This is a genomic window from Thermoplasmata archaeon (genome assembly GCA_035532555.1).
Taxonomy (GTDB): domain Archaea; phylum Thermoplasmatota; class Thermoplasmata; order Lutacidiplasmatales; family UBA184; genus Lutacidiplasma.
The window spans coordinates 18,415-38,141 of record DATKQS010000004.1; the positions used below are offsets into that span (position 1 = coordinate 18,415).

Annotated in this window: 22 protein-coding genes; 7 read left to right on the plus strand and 15 right to left on the minus strand. The window is 67.4% G+C overall.

The genetic code is table 11. From position 1 onward, the window contains the following. Positions 1-13 precede the first annotated feature (13 nt). On the plus strand, positions 14-2,473 hold the full coding sequence (locus VMV28_00690; protein ID HUZ79132.1) for a DNA polymerase domain-containing protein: 2,460 nt from the start codon (positions 14-16) through the stop codon (positions 2,471-2,473). A gap of 14 nt (positions 2,474-2,487) precedes the next feature. Here VMV28_00690 and VMV28_00695 read toward each other — a convergent pair whose 3' ends face one another. Both VMV28_00695 and purM read right to left on the minus strand, forming a co-directional pair. Next, positions 2,488-3,441 (minus strand): DMT family transporter, encoded by a 954-nt coding sequence (locus VMV28_00695; protein ID HUZ79133.1) that lies wholly within the window; start codon positions 3,439-3,441, stop codon positions 2,488-2,490. Between the two features lie 80 nt (positions 3,442-3,521). Then, positions 3,522-4,607 (minus strand): phosphoribosylformylglycinamidine cyclo-ligase, encoded by a 1,086-nt coding sequence (gene purM / locus VMV28_00700; GenBank protein HUZ79134.1) that lies wholly within the window; start codon positions 4,605-4,607, stop codon positions 3,522-3,524. 56 nt (positions 4,608-4,663) lie between these two features. Here purM and VMV28_00705 point away from each other — a divergent pair, with 56 nt between their 5' ends. Then, positions 4,664-6,034, plus strand: coding sequence for an amidohydrolase family protein (locus VMV28_00705; GenBank protein ID HUZ79135.1), 1,371 nt, complete (start codon positions 4,664-4,666; stop codon positions 6,032-6,034). A gap of 1 nt (position 6,035) precedes the next feature. Here VMV28_00705 and VMV28_00710 read toward each other — a convergent pair whose 3' ends face one another. Genes VMV28_00710 through VMV28_00725 form a run of 4 tightly spaced genes read right to left on the minus strand, consistent with a single transcriptional unit; the run spans position 6,036 to position 9,713 of the window. Continuing rightward, positions 6,036-6,731: a DedA family protein gene (locus VMV28_00710; GenBank protein HUZ79136.1), complete on the minus strand. Its 696-nt coding sequence runs from the start codon at positions 6,729-6,731 to the stop codon at positions 6,036-6,038. A gap of 35 nt (positions 6,732-6,766) precedes the next feature. Further along, positions 6,767-7,018, minus strand: a complete 252-nt coding sequence (locus VMV28_00715) for a hypothetical protein (GenBank protein ID HUZ79137.1) — start codon at positions 7,016-7,018, stop codon at positions 6,767-6,769. 54 nt (positions 7,019-7,072) lie between these two features. Beyond that, a complete protein-coding gene (locus tag VMV28_00720) occupies positions 7,073-7,972 on the minus strand; it encodes a thiamine pyrophosphate-dependent enzyme (protein ID HUZ79138.1) in 900 nt (299 codons plus the stop codon). Beyond that, entirely contained in the window at positions 7,965-9,713 is a 1,749-nt protein-coding gene (locus VMV28_00725; protein ID HUZ79139.1) for a 2-oxoacid:acceptor oxidoreductase subunit alpha, read from the minus strand. Before VMV28_00725 ends, VMV28_00720 begins: the two co-directional genes overlap by 8 nt. A gap of 95 nt (positions 9,714-9,808) precedes the next feature. Between VMV28_00725 and VMV28_00730 the strand changes: the two genes are divergently transcribed. Further along, positions 9,809-10,066, plus strand: a complete 258-nt coding sequence (locus VMV28_00730) for a MoaD/ThiS family protein (GenBank protein ID HUZ79140.1) — start codon at positions 9,809-9,811, stop codon at positions 10,064-10,066. A 213-nt stretch (positions 10,067-10,279) separates the two neighbouring features. On the opposite strand, the gene VMV28_00735 is transcribed toward VMV28_00730, so the two are convergent. Together VMV28_00735 and VMV28_00740 are read right to left on the minus strand one after the other, a co-directional pair. Then, positions 10,280-10,405: a hypothetical protein gene (locus tag VMV28_00735; protein HUZ79141.1), complete on the minus strand. Its 126-nt coding sequence runs from the start codon at positions 10,403-10,405 to the stop codon at positions 10,280-10,282. Then, positions 10,402-12,564, minus strand: a complete 2,163-nt coding sequence (locus tag VMV28_00740) for an acetate--CoA ligase family protein (GenBank protein ID HUZ79142.1) — start codon at positions 12,562-12,564, stop codon at positions 10,402-10,404. Before VMV28_00740 ends, VMV28_00735 begins: the two co-directional genes overlap by 4 nt. A gap of 70 nt (positions 12,565-12,634) precedes the next feature. Between VMV28_00740 and VMV28_00745 the strand changes: the two genes are divergently transcribed. Continuing rightward, positions 12,635-13,507, plus strand: coding sequence for an Mrp/NBP35 family ATP-binding protein (locus VMV28_00745; GenBank protein HUZ79143.1), 873 nt, complete (start codon positions 12,635-12,637; stop codon positions 13,505-13,507). 36 nt (positions 13,508-13,543) lie between these two features. On the opposite strand, the gene VMV28_00750 is transcribed toward VMV28_00745, so the two are convergent. Further along, complete coding sequence (locus VMV28_00750) at positions 13,544-14,197, minus strand: DUF998 domain-containing protein (GenBank protein HUZ79144.1); 654 nt, start codon at positions 14,195-14,197, stop codon at positions 13,544-13,546. Positions 14,198-14,298: 101 nt separating this feature from the next. On the opposite strand from VMV28_00750, the gene VMV28_00755 reads away from it, so the two are divergent. Further along, the gene (locus VMV28_00755; protein HUZ79145.1) at positions 14,299-14,646 is read left to right on the plus strand and encodes a hypothetical protein; all 348 of its coding nucleotides are present in this window, start codon (positions 14,299-14,301) and stop codon (positions 14,644-14,646) included. 7 nt (positions 14,647-14,653) lie between these two features. Here VMV28_00755 and VMV28_00760 read toward each other — a convergent pair whose 3' ends face one another. Genes VMV28_00760 through VMV28_00770 form a run of 3 tightly spaced genes read right to left on the minus strand, consistent with a single transcriptional unit; the run spans position 14,654 to position 16,166 of the window. Then, positions 14,654-15,445, minus strand: coding sequence for an ATP/GTP-binding protein (locus VMV28_00760; GenBank protein ID HUZ79146.1), 792 nt, complete (start codon positions 15,443-15,445; stop codon positions 14,654-14,656). Beyond that, entirely contained in the window at positions 15,446-15,748 is a 303-nt protein-coding gene (locus tag VMV28_00765; GenBank protein ID HUZ79147.1) for a signal recognition particle subunit SRP19/SEC65 family protein, read from the minus strand. It lies immediately after the preceding gene. A gap of 19 nt (positions 15,749-15,767) precedes the next feature. Then, positions 15,768-16,166 carry a 30S ribosomal protein S8e gene (locus VMV28_00770; protein HUZ79148.1) on the minus strand — a complete coding sequence of 133 codons (399 nt, stop codon included), beginning with the start codon at positions 16,164-16,166 and terminating at the stop codon, positions 15,768-15,770. A 155-nt stretch (positions 16,167-16,321) separates the two neighbouring features. Here VMV28_00770 and rnhB point away from each other — a divergent pair, with 155 nt between their 5' ends. Both rnhB and VMV28_00780 read left to right on the plus strand, forming a co-directional pair. Beyond that, positions 16,322-16,987, plus strand: coding sequence for a ribonuclease HII (gene rnhB / locus VMV28_00775; GenBank protein HUZ79149.1), 666 nt, complete (start codon positions 16,322-16,324; stop codon positions 16,985-16,987). Next, positions 16,984-17,319 (plus strand): SCP2 sterol-binding domain-containing protein, encoded by a 336-nt coding sequence (locus VMV28_00780; GenBank protein HUZ79150.1) that lies wholly within the window; start codon positions 16,984-16,986, stop codon positions 17,317-17,319. The genes rnhB and VMV28_00780 overlap by 4 nt, the downstream gene beginning before the upstream one ends. A gap of 2 nt (positions 17,320-17,321) precedes the next feature. On the opposite strand, the gene VMV28_00785 is transcribed toward VMV28_00780, so the two are convergent. From VMV28_00785 to VMV28_00795, 3 genes are read right to left on the minus strand one after another with little or no spacing between them, the layout of a single operon-like run. Continuing rightward, positions 17,322-17,825 (minus strand): pyruvoyl-dependent arginine decarboxylase, encoded by a 504-nt coding sequence (locus VMV28_00785; GenBank protein ID HUZ79151.1) that lies wholly within the window; start codon positions 17,823-17,825, stop codon positions 17,322-17,324. A gap of 50 nt (positions 17,826-17,875) precedes the next feature. After that, positions 17,876-18,445, minus strand: coding sequence for an SIS domain-containing protein (locus tag VMV28_00790; protein ID HUZ79152.1), 570 nt, complete (start codon positions 18,443-18,445; stop codon positions 17,876-17,878). After that, positions 18,426-19,634, minus strand: coding sequence for a TIM barrel protein (locus tag VMV28_00795; protein HUZ79153.1), 1,209 nt, complete (start codon positions 19,632-19,634; stop codon positions 18,426-18,428). The genes VMV28_00790 and VMV28_00795 overlap by 20 nt, the downstream gene beginning before the upstream one ends. Positions 19,635-19,727 lie beyond the last annotated feature (93 nt).

Sequence of the window (19,727 nt, forward strand, 5' to 3'; positions counted from 1 at the left end):
CCTGTCCACAAGGATGCGCACGGTCGACCTGTTCCTCATCGAGGGCTCCTATCGGGCCGCTGACAACGGGGTCGTCGTCGAGCTGTTCGGCAAGACGCGGGACGGGACCGCGCTCGTGGCGCGCTACTACGGCTTCCGCCCCTACTTCGTACTCCTCGAACCGGCCGCGGAGGTCCTCGACCGGTTGAGGGCCGACCCCGAGGTCGTGGACATCCAGCCGATGCCCGTCTGGCTGGGGGGTCGGGAACGCCCGGGCGCCCGCATCACCATCCGCTCGCCGTGGAAGGTCCCCGAGTATCGGGACCGGCTGCGCCTCCCCGGGGACGAACCGAACGTGCTCGCCTGCGACATCCCCTTCGTCCATCGCTTCCTGTACGACAAGCATGTCGGGCTGACCCTCACGTTGGACGTCGAGGACGAACCGGACTCGATCCGGGCGCTCTACACGTCGGCGAACGTCGTGCGGGTCGTCTCCGCAGGAGGGAAGGACATCCGGCCCGCCGAGGCGTTCCGCCCCCCGCTCCGCACCCTCTCCTTCGACATCGAGAACGCCATCCGGGAACGGACGATCTTCACCATCTGCGGCGTCGCTGAGGGCGGTGGACGCGAACGGCGCACCTTCCGCTTCGGGGATCGGGACGAGCGGAGGATCCTCGAGCGGTTCGTGGAGTTCGTCCTGGAGGACGACCCGGATGTCATCACCGGCTACAACATCGCCGGGTACGACATCCCGCTGCTCCAGGAGCGGGCGATGGTCCATGGGCTCGAACTGCGGATCGGCCGGGACCGGACGACGCCGCGCGACATGGGCGAGCGCCTGTGGCGGGTCACGGGCCGAGTGATCGCGGATGCCTGGTGGTGGGCGCACCGGGAGCTTCGGCCGAAGCAGGAGACGCTGCAGTTCGTCGCCCGGATGCTCCTCTCCGATTCCAAGCTCGATGTCGACCGGCGCAACATCAGCGCGGAGTGGGAGAAGGATCCGGACCGGGTCATGGAGTATTGCGAGCACGATGCGGACCTCGCGCTGCGGATCCTCCAGCGCTTGCGCTCCATCGATCGGGGAGCCGATCTAGCGACCGTCGCGCACCTCCCGCTCGAAGAGGGCCTCAACGGCCGCACGTCGCTGTTCATCGACGCCCTCTTGATCCCCCGGGCGGATGCCGAGCACGTCGGCGTCCCGCCCACGCACCGGCTCCGTCGCGAGGCGGCGATCGAGGGTGGCTACGTCCACACGATCCGACCGGGGATCTACCGCTGGGTCGTGGTGCTCGACTTCAAGTCGATGTATCCGTCGATCATCATCGCCCAGAACATCTGCTTCACGACCCTGTCCGACCGGGGGACGAACGTCAGCCCTACGGGGGCCCGCTTCCTCTCCGCGGACGTTCGTCCGGGTCTGATCCCGGGGATCCTGCGCGAGCTCCTCGCCGACCGGGACCGCTTCCGCTCCCTCTCCCGGAGCGCGGCGACCCCGGAGATGCGCCAGTACTATGACGGTCTCCAGAACGCGGTCAAGGTGCTGATGAACTCCTTCTACGGCGTTCTCGCGTCGAGCTTCTATCGCTTCACGAACAAATCGATCGGCGCGGCGATCACCTCGTTCGCCCGTGAACAGATCACCTCGATCATCCGGGCGCTCGAGGCCGACGGTCACGAGGTCGTTTACTCCGACACCGACAGCGTGTTCATCCGCGCCCCGGAACCCACCTTCGAGGGAGCGAAGGCCTTCGGGGAGGCGATCGCGGCCCGATTCACCAAGGAGAACGTCGCCTTCGAGTTCCAGTCCGTTTACGAGTCGTTCTTCTCCCACGGGGCCAAGAAGCGGTACGTGGGCCGCCAGGTCTGGCCGCGCGAGGAGCTCGTCGTGCGAGGCTACGAGACCCGGCGGAGCGACTCCTTCGAGTACCAATCGCAGGCGCTCATGGAAGTGTTCGATCTCGTGCTCAAGGGCGACACGGAGGGGCTGCTGCGGCGCTCGCGCGAGCTCGTGCTCGCGGTGCGGCAGAAGCAGGTCCTGCCGGCGCAGCTCGTCATCGCCCGCAGCGTCCGGGCGGAGGAGGAGTACAACGAGGGGACCCGCGCCGCGCTCCCCTTCCTCCGGGTGTTCAAGCAGCTCCAGAGCGAGGGATACGACGTCATTCCCGGCATGAAGGTCGCCTGGATCGTCACGAACTCCCACGTCAGCCCGCAGGAAATCGAGCCGTGGATCGACGGGCGCCCGTTCACGAAGGAGCCGGACTGGGCATACTACGCGGACCGCGTGGCGCAGACCCTCGCACGCGTGACCGAAGTCTTCGATTGGGATGCGCAGGCTCTCCTGCAGGGGACGCACCAGCAGCGGCTCGGGCACTCCCCCGGATCGACGCCCGATCGGAGCGGCCGGCCGTCGGCGACGCTCGATACCCCGATCGCCGAGATCGCGGGGCCCAAGAAGCGTCGGACGAGCACGCGCTCGCTCAGCGAATGGGACTAGCGCGGTTCGGGTCGCTACCCTGCGCTCGCCCCGCCGCCGGATTTGTAGTCCGGGGTCCAGGGTGGGTGGTTTCCCTGGATCGCGAAGATAGCCCCGAGGAGAGCCACCGGCACTCCGAGCGCCCCGAGCAGCGTGGGAACGATCCCGAGCACCCCGACCGAGAGCGCGAGCGTGAACACCGGGATGGAAGCCATCAGCAGCGCGGCGAGGATCAGGCCGGCCTTCTCCACCGCTAGGAAGTAGAACAGAGGAGCGAGGAAGAACGTAATCGCACCGAGGACGACGAGGAGGCCGGTCGAAGTGATATCCAGCGTCCACAGGCCCGAGACGCCCCCCGGGAGCACGGGCGAGAGGACGAGCAGCACGATCCCCGCGCCGAGGAACGCCTGGGCGTTCAGCGCGCTGATCGGGACCGATCGGGCGGCACGCGCGGTCGTGACGAAGTACAATGCGACCGAGATCGGGAGGATCGGGATGACGAGCACCGCCCACCCCGTGATCGGAGCGATGGCATGACCCCCCACGATGGTGAGGGCCCCGCCCACGACGCTAAGGGACAGCCCTGCGATGAACTCGCGAGACCGCAGACGGTCTCGACCTTCCAGATAGAGCACCATGAGCACGAGCGGGGCGACCACGACATCGCCGATCAGAGCGAGCAGGGAGGTGTCGATCGGTCCGGCCGTGTACGTGGCCGCTAGCGTCGAGATCTGCATCCCCACGGCGAATAGGATCCGCAACCACGCCGCGGGGTCCGCCCAGAGCCTGCAGAACGCAGCTCCCTGGCCCTTCGCGACCGCGTAGAGCGCGAAGAGTCCGCCGCCGACGAAGAACGGCCAGATGAGGACCGCGGAGGCTGAGGTGGACGGAGCGAGCCAGAGGACGAAGACGTAGTACGTCGCCCACAGGAACGCGGCGAGGGTGGCGAGCGCGATGGCGACGCTGCGCCCTCGAGAGCCTGGGACCATCGGGTTCCCACTCGGCGAACTCGCATATAGCTTCGGGAACGAAGGCGATCCGCGCCCGATGTATCCCGAGCGCCCGGAGTTCAGGAGTATCCGGAATACTCCAGTCCGAGCTCGGGGATCCGCACGCCACTCCCCCGTTCCACGTGCCCGACCGGGAGGGCGTCCGGAGCTCCGGCCCGGGCGAGCCGCCGCCGCACTTCTGCCAGGCGGTGGGGGGCGACGACCACCACGAACCCGATCCCGACGTTGAACGTTTGGTACATCTCCTCGTCGGAGAGCCCGCCGAGCTCGCGGATCCAGGCGAAGAGGCCCTCGGGACGCGGCCAGCGATCGAGCACGAAGGCAACGTTCCGGTTCAGTCGGGACAGATTGCGGACCCCACCGCCGGAGATGTGGGCGAATCCACGCACGTCCGGCCGGTCCGCGAGCGCCTCGGACATCGGTGTGTAGATCCGCGTCGGACGCAGGAGTTCCGCACCGAGGGACCCGCGCGCGCCCTCACGCGGCTGCGTCAGATCGATTCGACACTCCGAGATGATCCGGCGGACGAGCGTGAACCCGTTGGCATGGAATCCCGCCGAGGGGATCCCCAACAGGATGTCTCCAGGGCGGATACCCCGGCCGACAATCGGCCGGCGGCCCCGCGGGAAGAATCCGACGGCCGTGCCGCCGAGGTCGAACCCGTCGAGCAGATCGGGCACGACCGCGGTCTCCCCTCCTAAGAGCGTACACTCTGCCGTTCGCAAACCTCGTCCGATGCCGCGCCCGATCTCCGCGAACACCTTCGGGTCGGGTACGGCACACGAAATGACGTCGACCAGACCGGCCGGGCGCGCACCGACCGCGGCGAGATCATTGACGTTCACTCCGACGATATCCTCTCCGACCTCCTCGAAGCGTCGCATCTCCTCCGCGACCAGCACCTTCGTCCCGACGGTGTCGGTCGTCACGGCAATCGTCTCCTTCCCGATGCGTAAGAGGCCGGCGAAGTGCCCGGGCGCATCGACCGCGCGACCGTGCGAAGGCGGAGGCCGGTACGGAGCGCCTCCCACGAGCGCTTGGAGCGCCTCGCGTACCGCGGATCGGTCCACGCCGCTCTGAGCGTAGGTTTTCGGGGTCGCCGGACGGACCAGGGCGCTCACGTTCCCCACGAGACCCGCGACCACATAGCGGTTCGCCGCCCTCGGCGCATTCTTTAGCAGGACGGGTCTTCGGAGGTACGATGACTGCGTCCCGGCGCGCCACTCGCCGATCGAGCCCCGAAGGCGGTCGTTCCCGCGAGCTCGCTTTGATCCTCGCCGGCCGGACATGGCTCGAGGGCAAGATTCGATCGATCGAGATTGGCATCGATGAGGAAGGAACGATCCGCGCGATCGGCCGCAGCCTCCGAGGGGCTCCCCGCCACGACGTCGGCGAATCACTCCTCCTCCCCTCCGCCACCGACCTGCACGTCCACTTCCGGGACCCGGGCCGAGAGTCCGAACCGGAGGACTTCGCGACCGGGACGCTGCAGGCCGCCCTCGGGGGTGTGGGGCTCGTGGCCGACATGCCCAACACCCGGCCTCGTGTCGATACGCTCGACCGACTGCGGGCGAAGGAGGCCCGAGCCCAGGGGCGCGCGCTCGTAGACGTCCTTCTCTACGCCGCCGCGACCCCACGGGCCCCGATCGATGTCCTCGCACGTCGGGCCGGCGCTTTCAAGCTCTATCTGAGCCCGACCACCGACGTCGACGAGGTCCCCACGAGCGCGGACCTCGATCTGCTGCTGAAGCGGGTGGCGGCGACGAACCTACCGCTCTCCGTTCATGCCGAGAATCCGGACCGGTTCCATCGAGAGATCGAGCCCGCGAACCCTCCGGACTGGAACCGCGTCCGTCCCGTGGACGCCGAGCGCACCGCGGTCGATGCCCTCCTGCGCGGGCCCCGCAGCCTGCGCCTTCACGTGGCACACGTGACGGACGCGACGATCGCCGGACGCCTCCGGAAGGAGGGGGACTCCTTCGAAGCGACGCCCCACCATCTCCTGCTCTCGGAGCGCTCGGGCGACGGAACGAAATTCAAGGTCAATCCGCCGCTGCGCTCGGAGCGGCAGCGCCGTGCGCTGTGGGAAGCGTTCGTTCGCGGAGGGATCCCGTGTCTCGCGAGCGATCACGCCCCCCACTCCTCGGAAGAGAAGCAGCGGCCCTTCCCGCTCGCCCCGAGCGGAATGCCGAACGTCGAAACGATGCTTCCACTCCTGCTCGCCCGAGTGCGCGCGGGCGACCTGCCCCTCCCCGTCCTCCTCGCGGCCGCCTGCGATCGCCCCGCCCGCTGGATCGGACAGCCGCGGGGGCGGATCGCCATCGGCCACCGCGCGGACCTCCTGGTCGTGGACTTCCGAGACCGCCGCGCCATCGCGGCCCGCGACCTACACGCGCCGTGCGGCTGGACGGCCTTCGAAGGGTGGCAAGGGATCTTCCCCCGAGAGCACTACCTACGAGGAAGGCGCATCGTCGAGGGTGGGGAATTCGTTGGGGGCCTGGGCGGGACGATCGTTCGTCCGGAGTTCGCCCCGGCTCGATCCGCCCCGCAACCTCGCTCGATCGCCGAGTGACCTACTCGGCCTTATCCCGCGCCGGGGGCGAACCGTCCTTGGTCTTCGCCGGCCCCGGGATGCGCCGCGGGGGCCACCCCCACGTGATCTGGTCGGTGAACACGAGCAGGAAATAGATGGCCGCCAGGACGACGGCGACGATGAAGAAGTAGTTGAGGACGGTGAAGTATCCCTGGATGATCGTCCAGCTGCCCTCCAGCCGGATGCCGGCGTAGATGAAGGCCAGGGTGAACGGGATCGCGCCGAGCAGGGTGTAGACGCCGAACTTCCACAGCTTCATCCGGGCGAACCCCGCCGGGTAGCTGATGTAGCTGCGGATGACCGGGACGAGCCGGGTCACGGCGACCGTGACTTCGCCCCTGCGGGCGAACCAATCGTCCACGCGCGCCATGCTCTTCGGGTCGAACTGCAGCGGTCCGAGCGATCGTCGTGCCAGCCATTCCCGGCCCCACCGACCGACCGCATACGCGGCGAACGCCCCCACCAAGCCCCCTGCGAGGGCGACGAAGATCGTCGGCTCGAGCCCGAAGACCCCATCCGCGACCAGGAACCCCGCGAACGGCAGGATCACCTCGCTCGGCAGTGGCGGTATGCCAAAGCTCTCGGCCACCATCAGGAGGAAGAGCCCGGGCAGGCCGATGTACGTCATCGTCGTGACGACGAACCAGGCCAACGATCCCACGATCGATATCGACATCGCGATCGCTCCGCGCCCGGGACCGTCGGGGGCTCTTAAGATGAGGCGGACGGCTCGAAGAGGAGCCGAAACGGGGTCCGCATCCCGGCGTTCGTTCGGGCCGGAATCCCCTCGAACTCGAGCGGGGTGGAACACCCTCCGCAGGAGACCGACGGACGCTGGCGGCCAAGCGCGATCGACAAAGCGATGCCCACCTCGATCTCGCGGGGCTTCGCGGGAGCCTGCGCGAGCGCCCGGTGCAGCTCGTCCAGGAGCTGGGCCTCTTCGGAATCCCCGGGAGCCGTCATCGTAGGTACCAGCGCGCGGGGGTCCTAAAGCGATTGTGGCCGCGAGAAGTACGGCTAGATGAACTCGTCCAGGACCTTCTCGTGGCCCTTGAGTCCCGCAGGCTGGGTCCAGAGCGGGCCGCCCTGCAGGACCTCCTCGAGGTCCTCGTACGTCGGCTTGGAGGTCGAGTAGAACAGTCCAATCGGGATCTTGTCGCCCCACTCGATCGATCGCTCGAACGCCTTGGGTAGGCTCGTCGGGTCGTGACCGGCGGCTTCGAGCTTGTAGACCCGCTGCCGGAAGTAGTCGAACGTGTTCAGTTTGTTGTACGTCACGCAGGGGCTCATCGTGTCGATGAGCGAGAACCCCTTGTGCTGGATGCCGTTCGCGATGAGGTCCGCGAGGTGCTTGACCTCCGCGGAGAATCCCCGGGCGACGTAGGTCGCGCCGCTCGCGAGCGCGATCGAGATCGGATCGATCGGGTTCTCGATCACCCCCTCGGGCGTCGACTTCGTTCGCTGCCCCATCATCGAGGTGGGGCTCGCCTGGCCGGTGGTCAGTCCGTAGATCTGGTTGTCCATGGTGACGTACGTGAGGTTGACGTTGCGCCGCATCGCGTGGACGAGGTGACCGATGCCGATCCCGAAGCCATCCCCGTCCCCCCCGGTCACGATGACCGTGAGGTCGTGGTTCGCCCAGTGGATCCCTTCCGCGACGGGGACGGCCCGACCATGGATGCCGTGGAACCCGTAGCTCGAGAGGAAGTGCGGGAGGTTGGAAGAACAGCCGATCCCCGAAACGATCACGACGTTGTGGCTGGGGATCTGCAAGCGCTTGACGGCCATCTCGACCGCCGCTACGACCCCAAAGTCCCCGCATCCGGGGCACCAGGTCGGCTTGGTGTCGGACTTACCGATGAGCGGGAGTGCGGGCCCCGTCGTGCTCGGGACCGGACGGGCGCTCGTTTCAGCCATGGGTGAGTACCTCCCGAGCTCGCGCGACGAGCTCGTGCGGATAGAAAGGTTCCCCGTCGTACTTGAGTAGCGTGTTCGGTAGGTGGATCCCCGTCTCCGCCCGAAGGAGGCGCCCGAACTGACCGGTGAAGTTCCCCTCGACCAGGAGGGTCTTCTTCGTCTTCGCGATCGCCGCGCGCGTCGCCTCCGCGTGCAGCGGGAACACGGTGGGGAAGTGCAGCAGGTTGGTCGAGCGGCCCTGGGCCGCGAGGAGCGGCATGGCATCTCGGATGGCGCCGATGGTCGATCCCCACGCCACGAACGTCAGCGCCGCATCCGCGGGACCCTCGAAGACCGGAGGACGCGAAGCGGCCATGACCCCGGCGAGCTTGCGCATGCGCTTGTCCATCATGTGGGTGCGTTCCGCGATCCAGACCGGAATGCCGGACCTCACGTCGGAGATGAGGTGACCTTTGGTGTCGTGCTCGTCCGACCCCGTCACGTACTGGAGACCGGGCTGGCCGGGTAGGGCGCGGGGCGATACACCGGACTCGGTGTAGGCGTAGCGGTGGTAATCCGCCGTCCCCGACGGAACCGTGAGAAGCGAAGGGATCGGGACGTCGGTCGGGATCTCGTCCCGATCGACGGTCGCGATGCTCTCCGAAAGGTGCAGATCGCTCGCCAAGAGCACCGGGATCTGCCAATCTTCAGCCAGCCGGAACGCGTCGATCGTTGCCCGATACGCCTCTGCGGGGTTCGAGGGAGCGAGGATCGCGCGTGGGAAGTCGCCCTGTCCCGCCCCGAGCATGAGGTTGAGATCCCCCTGTTCGGTCTTCGTCGGGAGCCCGGTCGATGGACCCGCACGTTGGGACTCCACCACGACCAGCGGGACCTCGGTCATACCCGCCATCCCCAGCGCTTCGACCATCAGAGAGAATCCTCCCCCGCTGGTCGCGGTCATCGCACGAACCCCGCCGTAGGAGGCTCCGATCGCCATGTGGATGGCCGCCAGCTCGTCCTCGGCCTGCTTCACGACGATCCCCAGCTCCTGGGCGTGGGCGGCGAGCCAATGCATGATCGACGTCGCGGGAGTCATGGGGTACTGGGCCAGGAACTTGCAGCCCGCGGCGGCCGCCCCGAGGGCGATCGCCTGGTTGCCGGTCATGAGGAGTTTGGGAGGCCCGGCCCGATGGACGGCACGGTCGCTGATGCTCGCGTGCTGCCGGGTGTACTCGTAGCCGTCGGTGCTCGCGCGGAGGTTCCACTGGAGGATGTCTCCGGCTTTCTTGCCAAACGAATCGGTCAGGACGCCGTGGAGCACGTCAAGCGGGATGCCCGAGATGAACGCCGCGGCCCCGAGGCCTACCGCGTTCTGGAGGATCGGCTGCGTCGTGTACTTGCGGGCGAGCTCCATCGTCGGGAGGGAGAGGGCTCGGGTTCCCACGGGAAGTTCCGAGTCCGCGATCTTGAGCCGCTCCGGGTCATAGATCACGGTCGCGCCCGGACGCAGCGCGGGAGCGTGCACGTCGAAGGTCTCCCGGTTGAGGCAATAGAGCAGATCGGCGCCGTCGCCCTGGGAGTACGGACGTTCGGAGGAGGTGCGCGCCTGGAACCAGACGTGGCCGCCGCGGATCACCGACTGGTAGGCGTTCAGGCCGAAGACGTGCAGGCCCATCCGGGAGAACGATCGGGAGAACGCGTCCCCGATCGAAGCGATCCCATCGCCCGCTTCGCCTCCGGCGCGTAGCGAGATTTCCGGCACGAACCGAATGGAGCGGGCGAGCGTAATTAAGCGGTTCGGGAACCCGGGCGCCCGGTGGGATAACGATTAGTCTTGGCGGGGGACTAACACGGTCCGTGAATCGACGCCTGAAGGTCCTCCTGTTCTCGACAGCCCGGGAAGCCGTGGGACGGCCCCGGGTCGATGTCGACATCCCCAAGAGCGGGTCGACCGTGCGCCAGGTCGTCGCGCTGCTGGCCCGAGACTACCCCCGTCTCGCCGGGATCCTGACGAGCTGTCGCTTCACCCGCAACGGAGAGTACGTACAGGGTTGGTCGGCGCGCGTCCGGCCGGGCGATGAGTTCGCGATCCATCCGCCGTACAGCGGGGGATGATCGGTTGTCGGTCCGGCTCTCCGCCCGGCCCCTATCGTCGGCGCGGGCGTTGAAGGAGCTCGGAGTCCACGGCCTCGGAGGGATCGTCCTGTTCGTGGGCCGCGTTCGGCCCGATCGGACGCGGGCCGGAACGGTCCGGGCGCTCACTTACGAGTCGCACCGCGCACTCGCGTTGGAGGAGTTCCGGGCCCTCGAGGCGGAGGCCCGGGAGCGCTACGGGGTGGGTCGGATCGTGATCTGGCATCGCATCGGGACCGTCCCCGTTGGCGAACCGTCGGTGATGATCGGGGCGGCGAGCGCCCACCGGCGCGCGGCGTTCGATGCGACGTCGATGCTCATCGAGCGGTTGAAGTCCGACGTTCCGTTGTGGAAGTCGGAGCGAGTACGACCCGGGCGTCCACTGCGACGGCGCCCTTCCCGCGGGCCCGTACGATCAGCGGGTTGATGTCCAACTCCGCGATCTCGGGGATCTCCACCGCGAGTTGGGAGATCCGTTCCAACGTCTCATATAGGGCCGGCAGGTCGCTCGGCGCCTCGCCTCGAACTCCGAGCAGGAGGGGAAAGGCCCGGATCGACGAGACCATGTTCTCTGCCGACAGCGGCACGATCGGGGCGAGCCGGAAGGTAACATCCTGAAGGACCTCCACGTAGATCCCGCCCATCCCGAAGACGAGAATCGGGCCAAAGTTACGGTCCCGCTGGATCCCGATCAGGACCTCCTTACCCCCGGAGATCTCCTGTTCGATCTCGAACCCGTCGATCCGTGCCTTCGGAGCGTTCGCGGCGATTGCCCGCTGCATCCGGTCCCAGGCGCGCCCGAGCCCCTCCGCGTCCGCGAGATGCAGCGCGACCCCGCCGACATCGGTCTTGTGGGAGATGTCCCGGGAGGCGACCTTGAGAACGGCGGGGTAGCCCACCGTCGCGGCGAGCCGAATCGCCTCCGTCCGCGACCGGGCGCGGGCGTGGTCGGGGAATCCGATGCCATACGCTTCGAGGAGCGTGCGGGCGACGTACTCGGGGAGCACGGTCTCTCCCCGTCGGAGGGAGCTTCGAACGAGCGCGCGGGCACGGCGGGAGTCCACCACGAACCGTCGCGCCTTCGTGCGCCGGCGGGCGCGCCAGATGTTGTACTGCTGGAGGCTGGCGAGTCCCTGGATCGCCTCCTCGGGGAACGTGAAGGTGGGCACGCCCCGCTCCTCGAGGTACCCGACCTCGCGGGAGAGATCGGTGAGGCCGAAGAGACAGGCCGCCACGGGCTTCTTGGACGGCCCGCGGCCTTCCAAGATCGCGGCGGCGGCGGCCGAGCCCGTGAGGGGCCCGGTCGGGGTGGCGATCACGAGGGCTCCATCGATTTGGGGGGAAGAGAGGAGGCTCCGCAAGGCGCGCCGGTACTGCTCGGGCCTCGCGTCCGCGGTCATGTCGAGCGGGTTCGCGAGGCTGGCCGAGGGAGAGAGATGGGGAGCGAGGGATCGCTGGATCCGGGCGGTAGGAACGGGAAGCTCGAGATGGTTGCGCGCACACGCGTCCGCCGCGACGATCCCGGGTCCGCCGGAGTTGGTGAGGATGGCGAGCCGCGGGCCGGCGAGGCGCGCGTCGGTGGCGAAGATCTTGGCCGAGCGGAACAGCTCGCCGATCGTCTCCGTTCGCAGGACGCCCGATTGGGCGAACAGCGCGTCGTAGAGTCGATCCTGGCCGGAGTGGGCGAGCGAGCCGGTATGGCTCAGTGCGGCACGTTCGCCCGCCGGGGTGCGACCGCTCTTGATGACGAGCACCGGCTTGGTATCCGTCACCTCTCGGGCGGTCTCGAGGAAGCGACGCCCGTCCGCGAGGCTCTCGACGTAGAGGAGCACGACCTTGGTCGCCTCGTCGTCCTTGAGCGATAGGAGGAGATCGTTCTCGTCCACCCCGGCTCGGTTGCCCATCGATACGAACCGGGAGAAGCCGATCCGCTCGGCGATCCCGTACTGCAGGATCCCGGCGCACAGCGCTCCGCTCTGCGAGACAAACGCGATGTTGCCGCGGGGAGGAAGTTGTTCGCTGAAGGTGGCGTTCAGGCCGACGGTGGGGTCGGTGTTGAGCACACCGAAGCAGTTCGGTCCGACGATCGACATTCGATGGCGTCGCACCGTTCGGATCAGGCGGTCCTCGAGGATCTCCCCCTCCGCTCCGATCTCGCGGAAGCCAGCCGAGATGACCACGACTCCGCGGGTCCCGCGCCGGCCCAACTGGTCGACGACCCGCTCCACCTTAGGTGCGGGCACGATCACGATGGCGAGCTCCGGGGCCTCGGGAAGATCGGAGACGCGGGAGTAGCAACGCACGCCCGAAACGCTCTTCCACGCGGGGTTGACCGGGTACACGACTCCCCGATATCCGGCCGCGAGGAGGTTGCGGAACAGGGCCGCGCCCACCGCTCCCGGCCGGTTCGATGCGCCAATCACGGCGATCGAGCGAGGACGGAACAGCTCCTCGAGTGCCGGCGATCGACCCACTACCATGCGCGCGGCTCCCCCCGGCGGGACACGGGAGCGCGCGTAATATAGACACGGCATCGTTCTCCGGTTCGATATGGCGACCGATCCCCCGGTCGAGGGCGTCCACCCTCCTTCCACGCCCCCGATGGGTCCTCAGCCTCGCGGCCCGAGCCGCGGAGTCCTTCAGCGGATGGACAAGGGCCAGATCCGGCACGTGGTCGCGATCGGGAGTGGAAAGGGTGGTGTCGGGAAATCCTCAGCGACCGCCCTCCTCGCCGCCGAGCTGCGTCGCAGGGGGTTGCACGTCGGGGTCCTTGACGCCGATGTGACGGGGCCGTCGGTTCCGAAACTGTTCGGCCTGACCGGCCCGCTGGTCGACCGAGGCGAAGGCATCGAACCGTCGACCTCTCCGAGCGGGGTTGTGGTCATCTCTTCCCAGTTCCTCGTTGAGGACGAGCAAACTCCCGTGATCTGGCGGGGACCGCTCGTGACGCGGCTCATCACTCAGTTCTTCGGCGGTGTCAACTGGGGAGCGCTCGACTATCTGCTCATCGACATGCCGCCGGGGACGAGCGACGTGCCGCTCACCGTCTTCCAGACGATCCCCATCGACGGAATGATCTTCGTCTTCACGCCGCAGGACCTCGCCGCGCTGATCGTCAAGAAGGCGATGAACATGGCGCGCGACCTGCACGTCCCGCTCATCGGAATCGTGGAGAACATGGCCGAACTGACGTGCCCCCAGTGCGGCCACCATATCGCCCCGTTCGGACCGAGCCACGTCGAAGCGGTCGCCCGCGAGTACGGCGTCCCGGTAATCGCGCACCTTCCTCTCGATCCGAAGCTCTCCGAACTATGCGATGCCGGCCGGGTCGAGCAGTACGCTGCGCCGGCCGTCGCGGCGTACGCCGACACGTTCCTCGCGGCGATCGACCGCGCCGAGAAAGCGAAGCTCACCACCCTGTAGACGGGTCCGGATCTCCGGTCTCGGGCGATGAACCGCCTAGACGCGCGAAACGAATCGGGAGGGAGCGCGTGCGGGCAGCCGGAGGAGGTGGGTGCTGATCACGATCGCCCACAGGAGCACCGGAGCGACGATGATCCGCTCGACCGTGCCGGGCCCGAGCGGACCCCAGAGGCTGAACAGGAAGATCACAAGGGCTACGAGCGTGACGGCTCCGAGAACGATCGTGAAGGCGCGGAACGGGGCCCAGTGCGTTCGTGCCGGCATCGCACCGCTACCGAGGATCAGGAGGCCGAGACCGCTCGGCGCGAAGACGAGCAGGGAGGCGATGGAGTGGACGGTCCCGTTGAGATTCTCGGGGAAGGCTCCAACGAAGATCGCGGCGACGCCAGCAATCAATAGCAGCAGCAGCCCGATCGCGCGGGCGGAGCCGGGGGCGAAGGAACTCCAGATGAGCAGGATCCCGATCGCGGCCAGGACCCCGAGCACCGCGATGGAACCGTCGAAGACGTAGTACCACGGGGACTGGATCGTGTTCCCCAGGTCGCTGATGTAATTCTGGGCGAGAGAGTAGTTGGGGTACCCGAACTGGGCGACAATCATCGCGGCGATGAACTGGAGGACCGCTCCGATGAGAACGATCGCCCCGTAGTGCACGGTACGATGCATGAGGGGCCGGCTGGAAACCGTCACCGAGGGCTGCTCCCAAGTGAAATCCGGCGGCTCCCCCATAAAGACATGCGTGCACGCGAAGTCGTCCGGTCGCTCTCGAATCTTGACGATCCGTTTTCGGGATGGCCGCCCGCATCAACCCCAAATACGCGGTCGGGGTCGGTCTAGAGATGGCCGCGATCCTGTTCGCCGTTCCCAGCACCCGGCGGGCCGAGCTCGACACGATCCTGAAGGAGGATCGTATCTCTCGACAGAGTCAGAAGATCCGCGATGCGGCAACGCTCGGGGGAAAGGCAGGCGAGCTCTTCGTCCTGGTGGAGGGCTCGGAGGAGGCCGTCAAGACCGCGGAGGAGATGTTCGCAAAGATCGGGACGAAGCTTCCTCCCGCCGAGCACGAGCAGGTTCTTCGCCGCATGAAGGAAGAGGACGAGTCCGCTTCCACAGGCATGGGCCTGTTCTTCACCGAGTAAGCTGGGCTTACTCTTCGCTCGGGGCGTGCGAGGGCTCGAGATCCTCGCTGCCCGCGAAGATCGCCTGGCAGGAACGGTAGAACACCTCGAGCCCCGTTCCCTCCTTGGCCGAGACGGGCAGGGCCCCCGCGAGCGCGCCCATCGATTCGAGCGCTCGGAACACCTCGGTGGACATCTGCAGATCGGGGGTCGGGGTCTCCGCGGTGATCGCCTCGTAGAGCGCCGAAGAATCCTCTACCCACGAGGCGATCTGGGCGAGACGGTCCGCCGGCAGGATGTCCGCCTTGGAGAGCACGTGTATCATCGGGAGCCGAAGGCGGAACTCGACCGTCGCGGCGAGCATCAACAGGGAGACGTAGCCGGTCGGTCGGGCGGCGAGCGCCGGATCGAACAGGAACGCGATCGCCGAACGGTCACCGCTGAGCGCCTCGACCATCGCCTTCGAGGATTCGCGGAACGCGAACAGCTCCACCTGGCCGGGAGTGTCGACCAGGACGTAGTCGGTCTTCAGCTCCTGGATGGCCTGCTTGATCTCGAAGATCTTGATCGTGATCAGGTCGGCCGCCGCGACCTGCGCTCCGTTCGGCCCGAGGCCGTACTCGTCCATGACATCGGCCAGGCGCACCCATTCGCGCACATCGACGTCGGGCTCGAAGTTCGTCGCCTCGCTTCCGGGGTCGAGGTTGACGATCGTCGCGTCGTACCCCGCGCTCTTGAGCCAAGCTCCGTACGCCTGGACGAGCGTGGTCTTTCCCGCCCCGGCGGTGCCGGTGAAGTATACCGTGGCCGGTTCCTCCATCTACGCGTGTGCTCCCGCCGTGGGGCGAGCTTTGTGGATCTCCGCGGCGATGGCCGTCAGGAACCGGGCCTTTGTTGTGCCCTTGGATTTCGAGATCTTGACCCGACCAGCGTACGTGTGGAACTGTCGGGGGTACTGCTTGTTCGCCTCGATCTCCGCCGTAAAGCCGAGCCGCTTCGCGGCCGCCACGATCTCCGCGGTCGAGACCTGCGCACTGGCCATCGCCGTCGGGACCCGCCGCCCGTCGCGGCGCGACAGCTCCACCGACAGGTAGGCCGGATACACGTAGAAGTGGTCGGGCACGGCGATCGCCGTCCGTGATCTACGCCGCCGACGCGCCGGCGTCGATGCGGACGCCGTTCAGGACGCCGTCCTGGCCGGGGCGACTGCGAACGCGGACGCGTCCGAGTTCCGTCTCCAGGATCGCGCCCTTCGTGATGACGTTCCGCTGAACGTAGTTGGGGTTCGCGGGATTCTCGCGAACCGTGACGACCTTGACATTGCGCGTGAGCTTGGTCGAGGGGTCGTAGACGTTGATGGTCGTGGCCGTGAGGATCCGCATCTTGCGGTTCCCGCCGCGGACGCGGTACTTCTTCACGGTGCCCGTGCCGACGGTCGCCAGCTGAAGCTCTCGGCCGATCTCATGTCGGCGCTTCTTGCGAATAGGGCGGAGCCGGCCTCCGGTGCGCTTGCGTCGGGATCGTCCTTGCCAGATTCCCATGGTGCGGGTCGCGGGCACGCGGGAGTTCATATATGACCTTTGTCGAGGGGAATCGCGGGTCGCGCCGTGAGCTGGACACGTCCATCCCGCGGTTCGGGTGGCCTCACCGCCGCGACTAAGACCCCGTGTGGGCTTGTGTCCTGCGAAGGAACCTCATGACCGCTCGGACCGTGCTCGGAGTGGACGAGGCCGGCCGTGGCCCGGTCCTGGGTCCCTTGATCGTCGGCGGGTTCGCCATGGACGAGGAGCGCCTGGAGAGCCTCCAGGAGCTCGGGGTCCGGGACTCCAAAGAGCTCGCTCCGAACCTTCGGGAGGAGATCTACGAGCAGCTCGGCCGGTACGGCCGTCGCGAGACCATCGCGCTATTGCCCCCGGAGATCGACGCGGCGGTGGCGCGCGGCGCCTTGAACCAGCTGGAGGCCCGCGCCTTCGGGGAGATGATCGGCAGGATGCGCCCCGACCGGGCCTACATCGACGCGTGCGACGCCAACGCGCCCCGTTTCGGATCCCTGGTCCGCCGGCTCTCCCGCTGGGAAGGGGAGGTCGTCTCCCGGCACAAGGCCGATCGGGACATCCCGCTCGTGGGCGCGGCCTCGATCGTCGCGAAGGTCGTCCGCGATCGGGCGATGGTCGCCCTCGGCAAGGAACTGGGAGCGGATGTCGGCAGCGGATATCAAACGGACCCGGTCACGATCGCGTTCCTGAAGGACCACCTCCCTCGCGCCGGTGAGCGGCCGTACTGGCTGCGCTCCTCCTGGCGCACAACGGCTAGACTTATGGCCGAACGATCGGCTCGCACGCTGGACGACTTTGCGCCATGACGATCGAAGAGGAACTCGCGCTACTGGTCGATCGGTTCAACCGTCGCGCGGAGACGAACCCCGGGGTCTCCGAGGAGCTCTCGGGCCTCGAACGCACGATCCGCCTTCGGCTGACGGACGCGGGATCGTACGCGGTGGATCTGCGCGGAGGACGTCTCGGGAATCTGCGGACTTCGGCCACCGGCCCGGCGGACATCACCATCACGACGGACGTCGCGACGTTCCACGGACTCGTCCGCAAGGACATCGGCCCGATGAAGGCGATCTTCTCTCAGAAGCTCAAGATCGAGGGGAGCCTCGACGATAAGCTCCTGTTCCGGCGCCTGCTCTAGGGCTACGGCAGGAACACGCACGCGGCGATGCAAACGCCATAGTGATCCATGGGGATCACGAGCTCTTCGGTCCGGTAGTAGATCCGTTTCAGCTCCACGCCACGGAAGTGCGCGATCTCTTCCATCCGCCACTTCAGGAACTCCTTGAGCGACTTCTGCGTGCCGTGCAGATGGCCCTCGGCGACGTACCCACCCTCTCCGTCGGTCCGGAACCCGAAGGCGATGCCGGCGCTGATGACCTCGCCCTCTCCCCCGCTGTGGCGGGCGAGAACGCAATGGGTGATCGCTCCGCGCGCGATCTCGGCGCGGTCGATCTGCCGGATGCCGATCGGCAGGACGCTCGATACGCTGACGAGGTTCTGCTCCCCGATCCCGGCTTTCAGGAGCGCGAGATCGAAGGCGTTGAGCTCGCTCGTCTTGTTGATCCCGCGACCGCTCGTCACGAAGAAGCGGGTCGGGATCGGGACGAGCGTCTCCGACTTCGGTTTGGATGGCCGGCTCGGCACGCCGACGAGGGAGGATGCCTATCCCATAAAGATTCGGGGACGGCGCGGGTCTAAACGATGATGGCGTGACGACGGCGCATCGACTCTTCCGTCTCTCCTCGCGTGCGCATCGATTCGGCCACGAGCGCGTCCGTCAGGCGCAAGCTCGCCGACTCGAACAGCGTACCGAGCGGGGCGTAGCGGGGACGCTCGGCATCCTCCGAGAACTCGAGCGCGATGAGCGCCGTGGCCGTGTGGGCGAGCTTGGACCGCGCGTGCGCCGTGATCACCACGAGCTCGGCGCCCTCGCGGCGAACGATGTTGGCGGTCTGCATGCTCGAGTAGCTCTCGCCTCCACCGGAGAGGATGAAGACCGTGTCTCCCCGCTTCACGATCGGCGTGACGCTCTCCCCGATCACGTACGCCCGCAGCCCGGTTTGGACGAGGCGCATCGCGAAGGCCCGGCCGATGATCCCGCTGCGGCCCGCGCCGTAGACGAAGATCGCCGGAGCGTGGTCCAGCAGATCGACGATCTTGACGAGGATCGCAGGATCGATCCGTTCGAGAGCCGCGCTGACGCGGGCTCCGATGTAGCGCTCGGCTGCGAGGAAGAGTTCCGGGTCAGCGGTGTCGCGCGGCATGGCGTCGACCCTCCCGGCGCTTCTGCTTCTTCGCACGGCGGGTCGGCCCTCGCTTCGGGCGGCCGTGGGATTTCGATACGGAAGGGCGAGTACGCGACGCGGGCCGAGCGTACGGCTTCGTCTTGCTCGGGATCGGTGCGGTCGCCTTGGGCTTGGACGCGAGTGCGGGAGGCGGGCTGTGCTTCTTCATCCAGCGCCGCGTGAGCGCCCGTTCGTACAGGACTTTCATGTACATCGCGTCGTGCTCGAGCAGCGGCGAGCTCGAGATCACGGTGGCGTCGTAGTCGCGCTCGGCCAAGAGCTCGGCGAGCGGGTCGAACCGAACCGTTCCGCGCTTGATCGGGGTGAGCCGAAACTCCCCGGGGCGGTAGATCTCCACCCCGGAGAAGTTCAGGTAGAGGGACCCGCCGCTCGCTCGGAGGAACTCCTGGAGCACCGGGTCGAGGTCCTCGGGTTTCTCGAACGTCTTGCCCTCTCGGGCGGCGAGATGCGGGAGATTGAGGATCGGGACCGTTCCTTTGACCCGTCGGACGAGCTCGAGCACCTCCTGCTGGGAGCCGAAAACGTCCGGGTGTCCGCTCGGCTCGATCCCGAGGCGGACCGTGCCCTTGCTGTACTGGTTGAGCCAGGTCGAGAGCTCCTGAACGATCTGCGTGATTGCCTCGATCGACTGGTCGTGGCCGACCGCGCCGTAGAACCCGAGGTGGGTCATCACCATCCGGGCGCCGAGGCCCTCGGCGAGCACCGCCGCCCACTGGATCTGGCGTTGCGAGCGTTCCCGAGCCTCGTCGCTGCCGAAGAAGTCGACGTAGTACGGGGCGTGCAGCGTGAGATCGACGTCCAGTGCCCGCGCGAGCGCTTTCGTCTGCTGGAGATCCGTGTAGTCCTTCGCGAGGCTCGTGCTGATCGTCGTGACGTTGTCGCGACGCTTGAGCGGGCTCGTCAGCATCGCCAAGGTCGGTTGGGCCCCCGCGGCGCCGTTGTTGCCCACCGTTACGACCAGCTGCTGGAGGAGTTCCCGCGGGCTCTTCGCCACCTCCTCGTCCATGGCGAGCCGCGAGAGCGGATTGACCTTGATGAACTGGATCTCCATGGCGGTGAGGCCGAGATGGTGAATGTCCGCGATCCCATCGCGCAGGGTTCGGCCCTTGCACGAAAGAGGGATCCCCGCAGGTCCAAAACGGATCACGAGTAATCGACCCTCAAAAACAGTGGGCCGAGGTCATATCGTCCCTCTATTTATCGGGGCTCCCGGCGCACGGCCGCCTCGCTTCGGGTCCGT

Coding starts and splice junctions, on each gene's coding strand:
- VMV28_00690 (HUZ79132.1), top strand. CDS start 14: ATGCGCACGGTCGACCTGTTCCTCATCGAGGGCTCCTATCGGGCCGCT.
- VMV28_00695 (HUZ79133.1), bottom strand. CDS start 3,441: ATGGTCCCAGGCTCTCGAGGGCGCAGCGTCGCCATCGCGCTCGCCACC.
- VMV28_00705 (HUZ79135.1), top strand. CDS start 4,664: ATGACTGCGTCCCGGCGCGCCACTCGCCGATCGAGCCCCGAAGGCGGT.
- VMV28_00710 (HUZ79136.1), bottom strand. CDS start 6,731: ATGTCGATATCGATCGTGGGATCGTTGGCCTGGTTCGTCGTCACGACG.
- VMV28_00715 (HUZ79137.1), bottom strand. CDS start 7,018: ATGACGGCTCCCGGGGATTCCGAAGAGGCCCAGCTCCTGGACGAGCTG.
- VMV28_00720 (HUZ79138.1), bottom strand. CDS start 7,972: ATGGCTGAAACGAGCGCCCGTCCGGTCCCGAGCACGACGGGGCCCGCA.
- VMV28_00735 (HUZ79141.1), bottom strand. CDS start 10,405: ATGAGCATCGACGTCGCATCGAACGCCGCGCGCCGGTGGGCGCTCGCC.
- VMV28_00740 (HUZ79142.1), bottom strand. CDS start 12,564: ATGGTAGTGGGTCGATCGCCGGCACTCGAGGAGCTGTTCCGTCCTCGC.
- VMV28_00745 (HUZ79143.1), top strand. CDS start 12,635: ATGGCGACCGATCCCCCGGTCGAGGGCGTCCACCCTCCTTCCACGCCC.
- VMV28_00755 (HUZ79145.1), top strand. CDS start 14,299: ATGGCCGCCCGCATCAACCCCAAATACGCGGTCGGGGTCGGTCTAGAG.
- VMV28_00760 (HUZ79146.1), bottom strand. CDS start 15,445: ATGGAGGAACCGGCCACGGTATACTTCACCGGCACCGCCGGGGCGGGA.
- VMV28_00770 (HUZ79148.1), bottom strand. CDS start 16,166: ATGGGAATCTGGCAAGGACGATCCCGACGCAAGCGCACCGGAGGCCGG.
- rnhB (HUZ79149.1), top strand. CDS start 16,322: ATGACCGCTCGGACCGTGCTCGGAGTGGACGAGGCCGGCCGTGGCCCG.
- VMV28_00780 (HUZ79150.1), top strand. CDS start 16,984: ATGACGATCGAAGAGGAACTCGCGCTACTGGTCGATCGGTTCAACCGT.
- VMV28_00790 (HUZ79152.1), bottom strand. CDS start 18,445: ATGCCGCGCGACACCGCTGACCCGGAACTCTTCCTCGCAGCCGAGCGC.